Here is a 16999-nt window from a genome sequence, read left to right as displayed (position 1 = left end):
CACCATCAATGACAACACTGGGCAACCAGCTAGCCATCAGATGCGTGCGGATGATTACCCAAGTCGAACGCCAGATTGCCAATCCCCTCGCCGTCGAGGGATTGGTCACAAATACCATTAACCTTGCACGGTATCGATTTTAAACCTTCAAGCTTCTCCGCAAGGCCAAGCTCGAAGGACCCAGATATGAACGTGACGCGTGTCGCACCGGCTCCATTGCCTGGTGGCTATAGCGTCGGTGTCCCACCCGATCCCATTCCGAACTCGGCCGTGAAACCCGCCTGCGCCAATGGTACTATCGCTCAAGCGATGGAAGAGTAGGTCGTCGCCAGGCATTGAAGCCCGTGCGATACACGTCACACCATATCAAAAACCCATTCACAACGTCTTATACCCCCTTCGCTAACGCGAATGTCGCGGGGTGGAGCAGCCCGGTAGCTCGTCAGGCTCATAACCTGAAGGTCACAGGTTCAAATCCTGTCCCCGCAACCAAATCCCGAAACAAAACAACGACATACCGACCACCCCCTTCGCAAGCAGGGGACTTTTTTGCGTTAGCACGCCGCTAGCACAAATTCACTTTGCCACCGTTTGTGAAAACTGCGCCCATTGGTCCTGACGTGACCCCCGTTTTTTCCTCCAGGTGCAACCAGAGACCGACCGTTGTTGTCGCGCAGGAGCGCGGGTGAAACAACGGTCGGGTTTAAACCCGACAGTTGCTTTTTGAGTTCGGCGGCAAAGGCGGCCGGTGTGGCGTAGCCGAGCGAGGAGTGTGGCCGCTCGGTGTTGTAGTCCTCGACCCCGCGGGCGGGGATCGTGCACACCTGGCGGACCGTGAAGAACAGCGTCTCATTGAGTAGCTCGTCGCGCATGCGACCGTTGAAGCTCTCGACGAATCCGTTCTGCGTCGGTTTGCCCGCAGCGATATAGTGCCACTCGACGCCGGCATCGCCCGACCACGCCAGCACCGCGTTTGAGGTCAGCTCGGTACCCCCTTCGGCTTCGCTCAGGACAGGATTGTCGCTGACGATCATCGTGGGCGCGCCACGCTCGGCGATCAGGTCGCCCGGCTCGCGCACCACCCGCTTGCCCGAGATCGACGTGTCGAGCACCGCCCGCAAACACTCCCGTGTCACGTCGTCGACGATGTTGAGGATACGGAACCGCCGGCCCGTGGCCATCTGATCATGAACGAAGTCCAGGCTCCAGCGCTGGTTGGTTAGCGCCAGCACCGGCGCAGGTACCCGTGCGCCGACGGCGCGCTTTCGTCCCTTCCGGCGACGGACTGTCAGACCTTCCTCGCGGTAAAGTCGCTGTGGCTCCTTGCGGTTGATCGTGATGCCCTCCCGCCGAAGCAGGATGTGCAGCCGCCGATAGCCGAACCTTCGGCGCTGCTGCGCCAGCTCGCGCAGACGCGACCGAAGGTCGCCATCATCTGCCCGGCTCGAGCTATACCGCATGCTCGTGCGATCCGCTCCGACGACAGCACACGCCCGCCGCTCGCTCATCCCCAGCGCCGTCTGGAGATGCGCGGCCGCTTTCCGCTTTGCGGCAGGCATCACCATTTTTTTGAGAGCAGGTCCTTCAGACCTGCCCCTTCGTCAGGCTCAGGACAGGATTGTCGAGCATCGTATCCGCCAGCAGTCGCTTGAGCCGAGCATTCTCCTCCTCGAGCGCCCGCAGCCGATTCGCATCGGACACCTCCAGACCGCCGAACTTGGCCTTCCAGGCGTAATAGGTCGCGCTAGACATCCCCTGCCGACGACACAGATCCGTCACCACCGCACCTGCCTCAGCTTCCTTCAGGATGCCGATAATCTGCTCTTTCCGAAAACTGCTTCCGCTTCATCTGTCCGTCCTTTTCCGGGGGCGGACTCTAGATCCAACTGGACGAAAAAAAACGGGGGTCACGTCAGCACAGCGCTTGATGTAAGCCCCGATGAGATCCGAAATGCTACCGATCGCTTCGTGGATATATGCGCAAAGGCCAGAGAACGGGGTGAGCCAGTAGGGGGAGCGCTTCCAGATACTACTCCTAAGGAGGGCCTCGGAACCGATGAAACTGGCGGCACATATACTGTTGGTGCTCGATGCACCCAGGATGCCAAGCAGGTACAAAAGCAGCAAGGGGGGGTGTGGCAGCGCTTCGCAGTCATACTGCGCGAAGTCGCTGAGATGCCGATTAGCGCATGAACGATCGTTGCTGCGGCCAGTCAAACGCGAACCCGCCTCCACTTGGTGTAGTTCGGGCTACCGCGCTACAGCCTTCTTAACCCATTGCGTCGACCGGCTATTAGAGCGCTTTTTATGACGTCCTTCGATAGCGAGATTTCATAATAAACGTGGTGGGTCGCGGACAGGCCGCGACCCACCAAAGGGGTCAGAACGAGAAGCCCGCCGACAGCTTGACCGTGCGCGGCGGGTTGCCGCCGATGCTGTACGACGACCGCTGACCAAAGGTTGGATCGCTCGCATTGCTGTTGAAGTCGACATAGTTGCGATCGTTCATCACGTTCAGGATATCGACGCGCATGCGAATCCGCGCCTGATCGCTGACGAAGCCGATCGGCACATATTTGGTGAACGCGAAATCCAGCTGTCGGCGGCCCCAGACATCCCCGAGGCTATCCACCTGGCGCCCGACAAGGATGCGCCCGAACGGATCCGCATTGTCGATGAAGCCCTTTACAAATGCAGGCGATTCGATCTGGAACTTGCTTGAGAAGGTCACGCCGATCGGTGTGTCGACGCTGCCCGCGATCACGAACCGGTGCCGTGGCACGGCCGACGAGCGTAGCGTGGGGTAATCCGAGATCTGCGCGTAATCGAGCGAATAGGTCTCGCCGAACTTCCGGTTCTCGTCTGCCCGGGTGTAGGTGTAGGTGGCGTCGATGCTCCACGGCGAGGATGCCGAATAGACCTTGGTCAGCTTGAAATAGGCAGCGTCCGAGTTGGTCTTCAGGCCATTGCTGCCGAGAATGATCGAGCCATAACCGTTTGGCGTGAAGGTCGTGGGCGATTGCGGTATGTCGGTGGCCGAGGTCGGATCGTTGAAGAAGAACGAGCCGTCCGTCCTGCGATTGCCGAGCAGGAAGACGAACCCGTCCTTGCTTTCGATGTGGGTAACGCCGACCTCGAGCTCGACCGGCGAGAAGCGACCGCGCACGCCCAGGCTGAACTGGTCCGAATAGGGCACTTTGAGATCGTTGTTCATGAAGCGGAACTCGCTGCCGCCGCCGGTCGCGGCGCCGAGCAACTGCTGACGTCCGGCGTCGGTCAAGTAGATCGGATTCCACGCGATGCAGGTCTGGCTGGGCGTGCAGGGATTGACCGAGTCATTGCCGATGAAGTTGAAGCTACGGACCTGGAACCGGCCCTGGCTGACTTCCTGCTGCAAGAAGTCGAACTGGTTGCGGTCGTACGACCGGCCATAGCCGCCGAACATCGAGAAGCGACCCGCCTCGTCGAAGCGATAGGTGAAGCCGAGCCGCGGCTGCCACGCGCCCTTGAACGCCTTCCGCTTGCTGCCGTCCGTGATGAAGTCGTTGATGTTGTAATCGGCGTTGTTGAGGTTCGGATAGTTTCCGGGGGACACCGCCGCCACGTTGACCGCCGGCGTCACGTAATCGAGATAGGCGGGCGTCCGCTCGTAGTCCCAGCGCAGGCCGAGGTTCAGCGTAAGGTGGCTGGTGACGTCCCAATCGTCCTGCGCGTAGAAGCCGATCTGGAAGTTCTTGGAACTGACCGTGGCGTTACCCAACGCATCCGTCGTCGCACCGAACTGGAGCCGGTAGGGCAGCGTGTCGTTGAACGCGACGCCGGGAATCGCATTGACGTCATAGGTGTATAGCGGGTTGGTCAGGTTCTGCTCGAGCGAGTTGAGCTTCACCCATTTGGCCTTGCCGCCCACCTTGATCGTGTGGCCCTTGAAGCCGGTGAACGTGAAATCATCCTGCAGGGTCCAGCCCTTCTGGCCCTTCGACTGGAAGTTGCTGCCCGCGCCGAACCGCAGGATGTCATTCCGCTGGACGGACGTCCCGAACCGTTCGGTCGACTGGAAGAACTGCGTTATGCCGTCGGTCGAGGGCGTCGGTGAGTAGATCGCATTCTCATAGGACACACGCACATCGTTGATCCACTGATTGCCGGTATGTTGCCAGCGAAGCAGCCCGCGCTTATCTTCGACCTTGTTCAGCGTGGCGGTGCTCGCCGCATCGATCCCGGTGATATTCTGAAGCCCGGATTCCTTGCGGTACTTGCCGGACAGTTCGATCAGGTCGTTGTCGGTCGGCACGATGTCGATCTTGCCGAAATACAGGTCTTCCTTGAACTGCTGCGCAAACGTTCCGAAATTGTCGCGATACTGCTCCGGGACGGACGAAATTGGGAAGTTGTTGTTGGGGCGGACATCGTACGGGCTGGAGATGCGCTTGCCTTCGTAGGTGCCGAAGAAATGCATCTTGTCCTTGATGATAGGGCCACCCAATGCGGCGCCGAACTGTTTGTTGCTGGTGTCGGTCTTGGGGATATAGGTCGGGAATATCTCGCTCGGCCGACGATCACGCAGGTCCTGATTGGTGAAGTCGAAAAACGCTTCGCCGTGGAATTCGTTGGTTCCAGACTTCGTGCCTGCGGTGATCGCGACCGAGCTCACCTGGTCGAACTCGGCCTTGTAGTTGGACGACAGCACCTGATACTCGCCGATCGCGAGCTGCGGGAAGGGATTGCCGGAGCTGGTGTCCTGGCCGGTGATGCCGTTCTTGAGGACGTAATCCTTCTGGCTGACGCCGTCGATGAAGACGTTGACCGTGCGGCTGTCCTGCGCGCCGCCCTGGATGCGCGACGAGCCGCTCGAATCCTCGATGAAGCGGACGCCGGGGGCGAGATCGGCGAACGCGAGGAAGTTGCGGTTGTTCTGCGGCAATTGCTCGATCAGGCGCGACGAGATGACGCTACCGACCTGGCCGCCCGACAGCGATCGGATGCGGTTGCCGGTGACAATGATCTCGCCGCCGGATCCTGCCGTCGCGGTATCGGTGCCGGCTTCGGGTGTCGTGGCGGGCGCGGCACCTTCGGTTGCGGGAGCAGCCGGGTTGGGCGCGGTGGCCAGATCGAGGTCGAGGCCGGCGGTCTGGCCGACGCGGAGCGTGAACGCGTCCGAATTGCGCGTGCCGTTGCGCTGCTTGATCTCGAGCCGGTAGGTGCCGGCGCGCAGCGACGCGAAGTTATACGCGCCTGCTGCATCGGCGGGCACGACCCGGCGGATGCCGGTAGAGATCTCGACCGCGGCGACTTCGATCACCGGATTGTCGGTCGGCGCCGTGAGTGTGCCGCGCAACGACGCCTGGCCGACCTGTGCCGACGCGGGCGCGGGCGCGAACAGCAGCCCGCTGGGCAGCGCCGTCAGCGATACCACCGCCGCACGCAACATCATCTTGTTCATCGTAGTTCCCCTTTTCCCGATTGTTCGGGTGTCTTGTTGTGGACATTGAAAAGCATTGGACCGGTCGACTCGCGGACGACCACGACGGGCACGCGGTGCTCGATCAGGCCGTCGTCTTCGCCCGCGATCGCCTTCACCAGCCGGGCGACGGCACCCGCTCCGAAACTGGCGATGTCGATGCTGGCGCTGGTCAGCGACGGCGAGATGAGGCGGGTCAGCGGAACGTCGTCGAAGCCGCAAATCGCGACCTGATCGGGGACCGCGACGCCAGCGCGCTTCAGCGCCATCATCGCGCCGATCGCCATCATGTCGTTGGCCGCGAAGATCGCGTCGAATTCGGTGCCGTCGTCGAGCAGCGTCGCCACCGCGCTAGCCCCGGCGGGCTCCCGGAAATCTCCCGGGAGGACGTGCAGCCCGAGTCCGGCGCGGGCGCAGGCATCGCGCGCGCCGCGCAACCGCTCCTCGGCGTCGATGTTGCCCTCCGGACCGGCGATGTGGACCAGCCGCCGTCGGCCGCCCGCGATCAGATGCTCGACCAACGCGGTCGCGCCCGCGACATTGTCGATGCGCAGCTCCGAACGGCCGACTTGGCCGGGCGCGCAATTGACCAGGATGGTCGGCATGCCGTGCGGCAAGTGCGCGAGCAACTCGCCGGCTGACACCTGCGGCGCCATGACCACCAGCCCGTCGACCCGGCCACGCATCGCGTGCAACGCCGCGACGCCGCGCTGCGCGTCGCCGTGCATGACCATCATCATGAGGTAGAGGCCGAGCTCCGACGCCTCGCGGTCCATGCCGCGCAACAGTTCGGAGAAGAATTCGCCGTGCAGATCGGGGACCACGACGCCGATCATCCCCGACCGTGCCGAGCTCAGATGCCGAGCCGCGGCGTGGGGAACGTAGCCGAGCCGCGTGGCGACGCTTTCGATGTGCTCGCGGACTTCCGGACGGACGTTGCTGTGCCCGTTCAGCGCCCGCGACACGGTCGCCACCGACACCGCAGCTTCGCGGGCTATATCGCGGATCGTGGCGTACGGCATGAAGCGTCAGGGTCCCCTCTGGCACCGGTCTTACGTGTTGCGACCGACATCTTGTTCTTGATGTAACCGGTTACATGATCCAGAAACATGGATCAAGAACCTTGCGACGATTGCCGTTCCGACATGCCGGGACGGGATTGCAGCAGGCGCAGGCGAGGGATGAGCGAATGACGGCAACAACGATTTCGCGACGTGCGATTCTGATGGGTGCAGGTGCGGTGGCAGCCTGGGCTGCGAGCCCAGCGCGCGCGCTGTTGCAGCAAACGAAGGCGGGTACGGCGGCGCCGCCCGCCTCCGTTGAAGCGCTGATCGGGCGCATGACCGTGATTGAAAAGGCGGGGCAGCTGACGCTTATGGCGGCAGCTTGGGCGGGGGGCGCGGCGACGTCGCTCAATCCGGCCGGTGGCGCGGCAAGCTTCGACGGGCAGTTGGCGGATGTCCGGGCCGGCAAGCTTGGGGGTGTGTTCAACGGCAATGGCGCGGTCATGGCCAAGCGGATGCAGACGGTCGCGATGCGCGAATCGCGGCTCAAGATCCCGCTGATCTTTGCAGCCGACGTCGTCCACGGTCTGCGTACCGTGTTCCCGGTGCCGCTGGCCGAAGCAGCGAGCTTCGATCCGGAGCTGGCACGGCGCACCGCGCGGGCGGCAGGTGCCGAAGCCGCGGCGTCGGGGATAGACTGGACGTTCGCACCGATGGTCGACATCGCCCGCGACGCACGCTGGGGGCGCGGTGTCGAGGGATCGGGTGAGGACGTGCTGCTCGGCCGGATGATGGGCGCTGCGCGCGTTCGTGGTTTCCAGGGCGAGCATGGATTGGCCGCGGCCGATGCGGTCGCCGCCTGCGCCAAGCATTTCGCCGCCTATGGCGCGGCCGAGGCGGGGCTTGATTACAGCACGGTCGACATCTCCGAGAGGACGCTGCGCGAGGTGTATTTCCCGCCGTTCGAGTCCGCCTTCGGCGCCGGCGCACCGACCGTGATGGCATCGTTCAACGAGATCAACGGCATCCCGGCGACCGCGAACGACTGGTTGCTGACCGATGTGTTGCGCCGTGAATGGGGGTTCGGCGGGCTGGTCGTCTCCGATTATACCGGCGACGAGGAACTGATCGCGCATGGTTTCGCCGCCGATGCGCGCGAGGCGACCAAGCTTGCCTTCATGGCCGGCGTCGACATGAGCATGCAGAGCGGTTTCTATATCGAGCATCTGCCCGATCTGGTCGCGGCGGGCGAGGTGCCGATGGCGCGGCTCGACGAGGCGGTGCGCCGCGTGCTGGCGCTGAAGGTGCAACTCGGCCTGTTCGACGATCCGTTCCGCCGTATCGACCCGCGTCGCGAGCGGACGCGTATCCGCACGCGCGAAACGCTGGCGCTGGCGCGGGAGGCGGCCGCCAAGTCGATCGTGATGCTCAAGAACGACGGCGACCTGCTGCCGTTGCCGCGACAGGGCAAGCGGATCGCGCTGATCGGTCCGTTCGCGGCGGGGCAGCACGATCTGATCGGGCCGTGGAACGTGTACGGTACCGATGCCGAAGCGGTCGACCTCGCGACCGGAGTCCGCGCCACGGTCGCCGATCCATCGCGGGTCAGCGTCACGCCCGGATCGGGTGTCGATGCGCCGCTGGCCGGTGGGATCGCTCCGGCAGTTGCCGCGGCGCGTGCGGCCGATGTGGTCGTGCTGGCGATCGGCGAGAGCCAGCGGATGTCGGGCGAGGCGCAGTCGCGCGTCGACATCGTCATCCCGCCCGCGCAGATCGCGCTGGTCGAGGCGGTCGAGGCGACCGGCAAGCCGATCGTCGTGTTGCTCCGCACCGGCCGCGCCCTGGCGCTGAGCGGCGCGGTGCTGGCGACGCCCGCGATCCTCGTGACCTGGTTTCTCGGGTCGCAGGACGGCCCGGCGATCGCGGACGTGCTGTTCGGCAAGACCGGGCCCTCGGCGCGGTTGCCCGTCTCGTTCCCGCACGCGACGGGGCAGGAGCCGTATCACTATGATCACAAGAGCACGGGGCGTCCGAACCCGCCCGGACCGCTCCTCGAATACAAGGCGCATTACCGCGAGTTCGCCAACGAAGCGCTGTTCCCGTTCGGTCACGGGCTGACATACGGCACGGTCGAGTATGCCAGGCTCGACCTCGGCACCGGGCAGATCGCCGGGGACGGGGCACTGACGGTCCGCGCGACGATCGCCAATTCGGGCATGCGGGCCGCCGAGGAAACGGTGCAGCTCTACATCCGCGATCTCGCCGCGAGCATCACGCGGCCGGTGCGCGAGCTGAAGGCGTTCCGGAAGATCATGCTCAAGCCAGGCGAGCGACAGATCGTCTCGTTCACGCTGCGCAAGGCGGACCTTCTGTTCGTCGGGAGGGACCTGAAGCCGACGGTCGAGCCCGGCCGCTTTCGTATCTGGATCGCACCGTCCGCGCAGGCCGAGGGGGTGTCGGGCGAGTTCATGCTCGTTTGAGGCTGGCCATCGTATCGCGGCGAAGCGGGATGGCGAGGACCGCCGCCAGCATCGCCGCGATCAGCAGCGCAGGGCCGGCCAGCATCAGCCAGCGGATCGCGTACAGGCTGGCCGGGCCCTGGACGGCACCGGCGACGAAGCCGTTTGCCTGATAGATCATGCCGATCGCGAAGCCCGTGCCCGCCAGCGCGATCTTCTGCGTCAGCGCGTAGGTGCCGAACGCGAGCGCCTCGACCCGTTTGCCGCTCTGCGCTTCGCCCCAATCGACGGTATCGGGCAGCAGCGTCCAGGCGGCGAGCGCGAAGCCGACGAACGCCGCCTGCATCGCGAGCAGGAATGCCGCCGTCGCCGTACTGCCAGGCGAACCGGTTAGCGCAAACACCGCAGGCACGATCAGCGCGAGCGCCCCGGCGCCCAACCATGCGGTGCGTGCGCCGCGGGTACGCGCGAGCGCCGTCCAGAGCGGTACCGCGACGAGGCTGCTGACCGCCATCGCCGCCAGTGCGCGAGGACCGCCCGGCGCGTCCTGCAGAACGTAGCGGAAGAAATAGAGCACCGACTGGCTGGTCAGCGCGGTCGCGGCGCCGCCGGCGGCGGACGCGACGTTGAGCACGACGAAGGCCCGATTGCGCACCAGTACCGCCAGTCCGGACCAGATCGCGAGCCGCTCTGCCGGTGCGGCACTCGGTGTCGGCTCGGGCACGCGCCACGCCATGATCGCGAGCAGCGGTACCGCGACGACGGCGAGGATGGCGGAGGCGACGCCGTAGCTTTCGGTTCGCGCCACCAGCCAGGGCAGCAGCAGCGCGACCAAGGCTCCCGCTGCCGAGCCGAACCCCATGCGCAGCCCGGCGACCAGCGAGCGATCCCGACTGGTCTGCGCCACGCGTGTCGTCCACGCCGCATAGGGGATGTTGGTGAACGCGTAGAGCGTGCGGAACATCATCTGCATCGCCAGCGCGAACGCGGCGGCACCGGTCGGCACCGAGAACATTGCGACGAACGTCAGCCCGAGCGGCAGCGCACCCCATCCGACCAGCCGACGATACGAAAGCCGCATCCGCTCCGCTGCCGCCCCGGCGAGGAAATCGGCGGCACCGTCCCAGATCGCGCCGATCATGAACACCAGCCCGGCGGTCGCGGGCGGCAACGCCAGCGCATCGATATAGTAGAATAACAGGTACAGGCTGATCGCCTGCCAATAGAGGTTGAACGCGAAATCGCCGGCGCTGAAGATCACCAGCGTGCCGTTCTGGCCTGCCCTATTGCCGCGCTCAGCGCGCATCGCAGACTTTCGTGTGGATATTCGGATCATAGGCTGCGGAGTCGTGGTACTGTGTTTGACCACGAGTTCGTGGCGAAGCGTGACTTGGTTGAGAACGTCGTAGACGCCCAGTAAGACGTCTACCAGCAGTTCGACCGCGCGGTGGCCAATCATGCACTTGGGTTGGGCGATCGTTGTAAGCGGCGGCTGAAATAACGCGCACGCAGCCGATGAGCGAGACGTCGGTCAGGCAGGACAAGCCAGCGTCGCCCATCGCACTCGGAGCGCCTATCGCCATTTCGTAGCTGAAGCGGAAGATCGAAGTGACATTGTTGCCGAGCAGGTCGCGGGTGTCGTTTACGGCCGAGCCTGCGAAGAGTCGCCGACGCGAATATACAAGCTATCGCGGGAGGCGGCTGCGGGCTTTGGCGCTGATCGCGCCGACGAGGCGGTTTCTGCTGATCTCGGCGCCTGTTATGGCGCCGATCAAGCTGCGGCCGAGGCCGCACATGCTCGATTGCGTCCGCGCTGGCAGCTGCATTGTCGTTCTGGATGCGTGGGACGCCGAGGTCGAGGCGGTTTCACAGGCGTTGAAGATCCGCGCGGCGGTCCTCTTGCGCGATTGGAGCGGGGCACGGCTGAAAGGCCAGCGGTGGCCGAACATCAGCCCGTTGAACTCTCGGCCCAGAGCATGTCGCCATAGTGATCCTCGCCGCCGGGTCATGTCGCGTGCAGCCATGATGACCAAGTAACCGGCGTCGCGCGCGGCCTCTTTGGCGCCGCGAATGACGCTCACGATAAGCGCGTTGGAGATGTCGGGGACGGGCAGTAGGTCGTGCTGAACCACCGCGAGAGTGATCCTCGGCTGGGCCGGTCTGTCGGCGAGCCTTGAAATCTTGCATGTCGCGGCGATCGTCTGCGATGTCGGCTTCAAGCTTGCCGACGGCAAGGTCGCCGTGACACTCGTGACGCGCTCTCCGCACCATTACTACCGACCCGCAAGCCTTCGGACGCGGGACAATCGACCTCCAGCGCTTGGACGGCCAAATAATCTGATTTAAAGATCGGGCTCGTATCAACCGAAGCCGATCGATGCTGGCCTATTCCCACTCGATGGCTCTTTTGGGAAGGGGGGCTGCGTTACGCGATATCGACTAATGCCATCCGCCTGCCCCAAAGCGGGATGGTCCGCTATCACCAATCACGACGCTCATGACGGTAAATCAGGCGCCGAAAACGTAATAGCACCGAGATGAACGCGCGTCTGAACTTGAGAAACGCGAGAGGGCGCGCGAACGTCCACAACTGGGTCATCATCACGGATCCGCTTGGTTAAAGCCAATGTCAGGTGGCTACACACCCGACGGCAACTACATGATCCCGGCGGGAGGTTGGGGTTGTGAGCATCGAACTGCTACATCAGGTCGTTTGCATTGCAGCGTTCAAAAATAGCCGATAAGAGATACGATATATCGTCGTATAGGATTCTCTTTGTGTCATCATCGGTCATCCCCGTCACCGTTCTCACAGGCTATCTGGGCGCAGGCAAGACGACGCTCCTCAACCGTATCCTCAGCGAGAACCACGGCCGCAAATACGCCGTCATCGTCAATGAATTCGGCGAGATCGGCATCGACAACGACCTGATCGTCGATGCTGACGAAGAGGTGTTCGAGATGAACAACGGGTGCATCTGCTGCACCGTCCGCGGCGACCTGATCCGCATCATCGAGGGGCTGATGAAGCGCAAGGACGGCTTCGATGCGATCATCATCGAGACCACCGGCCTCGCCGATCCCGCGCCCGTCGCACAGACCTTCTTCATGGACGACGACGTGCGCGCCCGGGCAAGCCTCGATGCGATCGTGACCGTGGTTGATGCGCGCCATATCCTCGCCCGGCTGGAGGACAGCCATGAGGCCGAGGAACAGATTGCCTTTGCCGACGTGATCCTGCTCAACAAGGTTGATCTGGTGACCGCGCAAGAATTGGAGGTGGTGCGCCAGCGCATCCGCACGATCAATGGCCAAGCGCGGTTGCACGAGACGCAGAACTGCGTCGTTCCGCTGGAGGAGGTGCTGGAACTCGGCGCCTTCGACCTCGATCGGATCCTCGAGATCGAACCCGATTTCCTGTCGGAGGACGATCACGAGCATGACAATTCGATCACCTCGGTGTCGCTGAGTTCGGCGACGGCGATCCGGCCCGAGCTGTTCATGCCGTGGCTGCGCAACCTGACCGCGGTCCAGGGACAGGACATCCTGCGACTGAAGGGCGTGCTATCGTTCCCCGACGAGGACCAGCGCTATGTCGTGCAAGGCGTCCACATGCTGCTCGACGGTAATCATCAGCGCGACTGGAAGTCGGACGAGGTCCGCATCAGCCGGATGGTGTTCATCGGCCGCAACCTCGATCCAGTCGCCTTGCACGCCGGGTTCGAGGCCTGCGCGGTTCCCGCCAACCAATGATCGACGTGATGAGCGAAACGCTGGTGCAAAGCCACGGCCGCCGTGCCGAGGTTGGTGCGGAGCCGACCGCGATCCTGTGGCTCGGGGACGACGCGTTGCTGACACTCGGCGATGGCAGCGTGCGGCATATGACCGATGCGGGCGAGGTCGGCGCACATCCGGTTCATGGCGGCGCGATCCTCGCGGCATGCCGTCATCCCGATGGGCGCTCGATCGTCACCGGCGGCGACGATGGCCGGGTATTCCGCGTGACGGCGGGTGGCGACATCGTCGAACTGGGACGGTTCGATCGACGCTGGGTCGAGCATCTGGTGGCGAGTGCTGCATCGGGCCTGATCGTCGCGGGCGTCGGCCGCGAGGCGGTCGTCTGGACTCATGACGCCACGGAACCCTCGCACCGCTACGCAATCGATTCGACGATCGGCGGCCTCGCACTCGAAGGTAAAGGCAAGCGGCTGGCCGTCGCGCATTATGGCGGCGTGAGCCTGGTCTATGCCGCGACCGCCGGCAGCGGCCGCGTCGCGCTCGATTGGATCGGCTCGCACCTCGCTTGCACGATGAGCGCGGACGGCCGCTATGTCGTCACCGCATCGCAGGAGACCGGACTGCACGGCTGGCGGCTGGCCGATCTGCGCGACATGCGGATGTCGGGTTATGTTGCCAAGACGCGCAGCTTCTCGTGGGATCGCCGCGGCAAATGGCTGGCGACCAGCGGCGATGCGTGCGCGATACTGTGGCCGTTCGACGGCAAAAACGGCCCGATGGACAAGCCGCCGATGCTGTTGGCCAAGCGGCCAGGCGCGGGCGTGACGCGCGTCGCTTTCCATCCCCGCAGCGACCTGCTCGCGGTCGGCTTTGACGATGGCGTCGTGGTCTTGACGCAAACCGGTGACGATCGCCCACTGGTGGTCGATGAAGAGGGCGCCGCAATTACCGCGCTGAGCTGGAACGATGCCGGCACCCGGCTCGGCTGGGGCGACGCGGGCGGCCGGATCGGCATCCTCGACATGGCCGCGCGCGCATGAAGAGCCCGTGCGTCGATATCTGCCGTTTCGACGGAAGGACCGGATGGTGCGTCGCCTGCGGGCGCACGCAGGTCGAGTGCCGCGGCTGGCGCAAGGCGGCCCGGCCGACCCTGCTGGGGATCCAGGCGGAACTGCCTCGCCGCCTTGCCAAGCTGGCCGTGCGCGGCATCGTCGCCCCGGAAATGGCGCCCGACACTATCTTGGAAGACATCGCATGACAGATCCCTCGTTCGCACTGCCCACGCTGGGCCTGATGTTCGTGCTCGGCCTGCGCCACGGGCTCGATCCCGATCACGTCGCGGTGATCGACAATATCGTCTTCCGCATGGTCGAGGAGCGGCCGCGATTGTCGCCCTGGACCGGCACGCTGTTCGCGCTTGGTCACAGCCTCGCGGTGGCGAGCGTGGCGATCGGCGTGTCGCTGTTCGCGCACTGGATCGTCGTGCCGCGCTGGACCGCGACGCTGGTCGATACGATGGTGATCGCGTTGCTGATCCTGGTCGGCACGCTCAATCTCGCCGCACTGCTGCGTCACCGTGCCTATGCGCCGGTCGGGTGGCGGGCGGGGCTGGTGCCGCGGTCGCTGCGGTCGAGCACGCATCCCGCCGCAGTCGTGGCGATCGGCGTCGTGTTCGGGCTGGTGTTCGACACCGCGACCCAGGCCGCCGCGTGGGGCGCGGCCGCGACGACCCGGGGCGGGCCCGCGGCCGCCGCGGGCATCGCGCTGGCGTTCACCATCGGCATGGTGCTCGCCGATACGCTCGACAGCCAGATTGTCAGCCGCCTGTTGCGCTCGAGCCGGCGGGCAGGCCGCGAGGTATCGGTCATGCGGTATAGGCGCGCGGTCGGCTGGCTGATTGTCGGCCTATCCTACGGCATGGCGCTGTTCGCGGCATCGGAGGCGGCGGGTTTTGCGCTCGACCTCGACGACCGGATTTTCACCGCGATCGGCGTCGTCGCAGCGACGATCGTCGTGGTGCTGCTCGCGCGCGGCGCCTGGATCGCCCGCAAGGCCAATCGCCTGGCTCTGGAGGGCGCGGCATGAACGGCTTGGTCACCGGACCCGGCGCGCTGATCCCGGTCTCGGTCCTGACCGGCTTTCTCGGCAGCGGCAAGACGACCGTGCTCAATCGGCTGGTGCGCGATCCGCGAATGGCGCGCGCGCTGGTCATCATCAACGAATTCGGCTCGATCGGCCTCGATCATGACCTGATTGTCCGCAGCCAGGACGACATGGTCGTCGAGATGATGGGCGGCTGCCTGTGCTGCACCATCCGCGGCGACCTGTTGCGGACGCTGCGCGAGGCGCCGTGGCGGTTCGCGCGCGACGGCAAGTGCTGGTTCGACCGCGTCGTTATCGAGACCACCGGTCTCGCCGACCCGGCGCCTATCCTGCACACGCTGATGACCGACGAGCGCCTGCAAACGCTGTACCGGCTCGACGGTGTCATCACCACCGTCGACGCCGCGACCGGGATGGCGACACTCAATGCGCAGGAGGAATCGGTCAAGCAGGCCGCGGTCGCCGATCGGCTGCTGCTGACCAAGACCGATCTGGTCGGTGCGGACGCGCGTGCTGCCCTGGAAGCGCGGCTGCACGCACTCAATCCCGCCGCGCCGATCACGGTGGCGATCGATGGCACGGTCGATCCCGACCTACTGTTCGAGGCCGGGCTCTACGATCCGACGACCAAGAGCCACGACGTCCGCCGCTGGCTGAACGCTGAAGCCTATACGGGCCCGGCCCACGACCATCACGACCACCATCACGGGCACCATCACGGGCACCATCATTACGACGTCGATCGGCACGGCGATCGGATCCGCTCCGTCTGCCTGACCTTCGACGAACCCATTCCACCCTTGGCGTTCGAGCGCTGGCTAGGCATCCTGACGATGTTCAAGGGCGCCGACATCCTGCGCGTGAAGGGCATCGTCAACGTCGAGGGCGTCGATCGACCGATGGTGATCCACGGCGTCCAGCACATCTTTCACCCGCCGGTCCGGCTCGACGCGTGGCCAAGCGACGATCGCCGCAGCCGGATCGTGTTCATCACCCGCGACCTCGACGAAGCCGATCTGCGCGGCACGCTGACGCTCATGACGCTTGGGCTCGAGCATTTCGGTCTGGTCGGACAGGACGCGATGACCCTAGGGGCAGGCGGCGGACTGATCCCGGACCTAGGCTAACGGACACGACGACAGCCGGGCGGGACGATTGACGAATATCGGTGCGCACGAAGATCGGACATTCATGGATACGGTGCCGCCGCGGCGTCCGCCACATCTTCTGAAGGCATCGGGGGCTCGTCCGGCTCGTCTTCGATTGCGAGCCGGACGAACCTTGATGCCGCAATTCATCAGAACTGAAGGATGAGGCGCATGCTGATCCCGATCCTACTGACCTTGGCAGGTGCGCAGTTCGTGCCCGTGGCGGGGATCTCAAACGCGGCGTCGCGCGACGATTGCGCGACATCCGAACCCGGTGTTCGCATGACGGTATCAGGCCTGCGCGATCAAAGTGGCCGTTTGAAGCTGGAGTTGTACCCGGCGAATGAGAATGATTTCCTTGCCAATGACACCGAGCTGCTGCGTGCGGGAAAAGTGTTCCGCCGGGTCGTAACTGCGGTTCCGTCCCATACCCAGGCCGTAACGCTGTGCGTCAATGTACCGCGACCCGGTCGTTACGCCGTCCTCGTCATCCACAAGCGCAGTGGCAACCGAAGCTTCAGCATCGACGATGATGGCGTGAGCTTGCCGGGCAGCGAGCATATTGGCCGCACACGCTCACCGTTCGACCAGGCGATCGTCACGGTGGGCGACGACGTCACGACGGTCGCCGCGCCGATGCAGTATTGGCGTGGCCTTGCCGGGTTCAAGCGGGTGCCGCAGTGAAGCGGCGATCGGCGAGCACGACGACTCCACGATCACGATCGCAATGGCGCAGTCATCGCCAGCAGATCGCCACCGTAGTTCTTGTGCTCGCGTCTTGCGCCGTAGCGATCGTCGCGGAACACGGGTTGGCCGTGTTTTTTGACGATCACCTGATCGCACTGATGCTCATGCTCATCGCAGGGATCGTTGCCATCGCAATTCTATCTCCCTTGGTCATGCGCACCTGATGACGGACCTTGGCGCTGGGCTTCTGGCATCCAAAGTGATGCTCGAACGATATGAACGAGCCGCCGGAGTTGGGGACGCGACATAGCCGCAGAAATAATTGGGTGAGGGGGTCGCGGAGGCCAGCCCGGACCCGATGTTCCCCAATCCACCAGGGTTGTGCGGCGTGAACCGCAT

At 64.5% G+C, this 16999-nt stretch carries 11 protein-coding genes, 1 tRNA gene, 1 rRNA gene and 2 pseudogenes; 9 read left to right on the top strand and 6 right to left on the bottom strand.

Annotation, left to right across the window (positions count from 1 at the left end; genetic code table 11):
• The first annotated feature begins 219 nt into the window (after window positions 1-219).
• Window positions 220-334, top strand: a 5S ribosomal RNA gene (gene rrf, locus U1707_RS05295).
• Between the two features lie 81 nt (window positions 335-415).
• Window positions 416-492, top strand: a tRNA-Met gene (locus U1707_RS05290).
• A 62-nt stretch (window positions 493-554) separates the two neighbouring features.
• Here U1707_RS05290 and U1707_RS05285 read toward each other — a convergent pair.
• The 3 genes and pseudogenes from U1707_RS05285 to U1707_RS05275 all read right to left on the bottom strand — a co-directional run bounded on the left by U1707_RS05285 (window position 555) and on the right by U1707_RS05275 (window position 6483).
• Window positions 555-1849: pseudogene (locus tag U1707_RS05285) on the bottom strand (IS3 family transposase).
• Window positions 1850-2380: 531 nt separating this feature from the next.
• Window positions 2381-5443 carry a TonB-dependent receptor gene (locus U1707_RS05280; RefSeq protein ID WP_332799002.1) on the bottom strand — a complete coding sequence of 1021 codons (3063 nt, stop codon included), beginning with the start codon at window positions 5441-5443 and terminating at the stop codon, window positions 2381-2383.
• Window positions 5440-6483, bottom strand: a complete 1044-nt coding sequence (locus U1707_RS05275; protein WP_332799001.1) for a LacI family DNA-binding transcriptional regulator — start codon at window positions 6481-6483, stop codon at window positions 5440-5442. Before U1707_RS05275 ends, U1707_RS05280 begins: the two co-directional genes overlap by 4 nt.
• 167 nt (window positions 6484-6650) lie before the next feature.
• On the opposite strand from U1707_RS05275, the gene bglX reads away from it, so the two are divergent.
• A complete protein-coding gene (bglX, locus tag U1707_RS05270; RefSeq protein ID WP_332799000.1) occupies window positions 6651-8945 on the top strand; it encodes a beta-glucosidase BglX in 2295 nt (764 codons plus the stop codon).
• Here bglX and U1707_RS05265 read toward each other — a convergent pair.
• The 3 genes and pseudogenes from U1707_RS05265 to U1707_RS05260 form a co-directional block, all read right to left on the bottom strand.
• Window positions 8932-10230 (bottom strand): MFS transporter, encoded by a 1299-nt coding sequence (locus U1707_RS05265; RefSeq protein WP_332798999.1) that lies wholly within the window; start codon window positions 10228-10230, stop codon window positions 8932-8934. The genes bglX and U1707_RS05265 overlap by 14 nt on opposite strands.
• A gap of 105 nt (window positions 10231-10335) precedes the next feature.
• Window positions 10336-10383: pseudogene (locus tag U1707_RS19010) on the bottom strand (hypothetical protein); the annotation flags it as partial.
• 226 nt (window positions 10384-10609) lie between these two features.
• A complete protein-coding gene (locus U1707_RS05260) occupies window positions 10610-11143 on the bottom strand; it encodes a hypothetical protein (protein WP_332798998.1) in 534 nt (177 codons plus the stop codon).
• A gap of 559 nt (window positions 11144-11702) precedes the next feature.
• Between U1707_RS05260 and U1707_RS05255 the strand changes: the two genes are divergently transcribed.
• The 6 genes from U1707_RS05255 to U1707_RS05230 all read left to right on the top strand — a co-directional run bounded on the left by U1707_RS05255 (window position 11703) and on the right by U1707_RS05230 (window position 16597).
• Window positions 11703-12677, top strand: a complete 975-nt coding sequence (locus U1707_RS05255) for a CobW family GTP-binding protein (RefSeq protein WP_332798997.1) — start codon at window positions 11703-11705, stop codon at window positions 12675-12677.
• A gap of 8 nt (window positions 12678-12685) precedes the next feature.
• A complete protein-coding gene (locus tag U1707_RS05250) occupies window positions 12686-13702 on the top strand; it encodes a WD40 repeat domain-containing protein (RefSeq protein ID WP_332798996.1) in 1017 nt (338 codons plus the stop codon).
• Complete coding sequence (locus tag U1707_RS05245; RefSeq protein ID WP_332798995.1) at window positions 13699-13920, top strand: DUF1289 domain-containing protein; 222 nt, start codon at window positions 13699-13701, stop codon at window positions 13918-13920. Before U1707_RS05250 ends, U1707_RS05245 begins: the two co-directional genes overlap by 4 nt.
• Window positions 13917-14747 carry a HoxN/HupN/NixA family nickel/cobalt transporter gene (locus tag U1707_RS05240; RefSeq protein ID WP_332798994.1) on the top strand — a complete coding sequence of 277 codons (831 nt, stop codon included), beginning with the start codon at window positions 13917-13919 and terminating at the stop codon, window positions 14745-14747. Before U1707_RS05245 ends, U1707_RS05240 begins: the two co-directional genes overlap by 4 nt.
• A complete protein-coding gene (locus U1707_RS05235; protein ID WP_332798993.1) occupies window positions 14744-15892 on the top strand; it encodes a CobW family GTP-binding protein in 1149 nt (382 codons plus the stop codon). Before U1707_RS05240 ends, U1707_RS05235 begins: the two co-directional genes overlap by 4 nt.
• Window positions 15893-16084: 192 nt before the next feature.
• Complete coding sequence (locus tag U1707_RS05230) at window positions 16085-16597, top strand: DUF2141 domain-containing protein (RefSeq protein ID WP_332798992.1); 513 nt, start codon at window positions 16085-16087, stop codon at window positions 16595-16597.
• Window positions 16598-16999 lie beyond the last annotated feature (402 nt).

Source organism: Sphingomonas sandaracina, from assembly GCF_036663695.1.
Classification (GTDB): Bacteria; Pseudomonadota; Alphaproteobacteria; order Sphingomonadales; family Sphingomonadaceae; genus Sphingomonas.
This window is presented reverse-complemented; position numbering and strand designations above follow the sequence as displayed.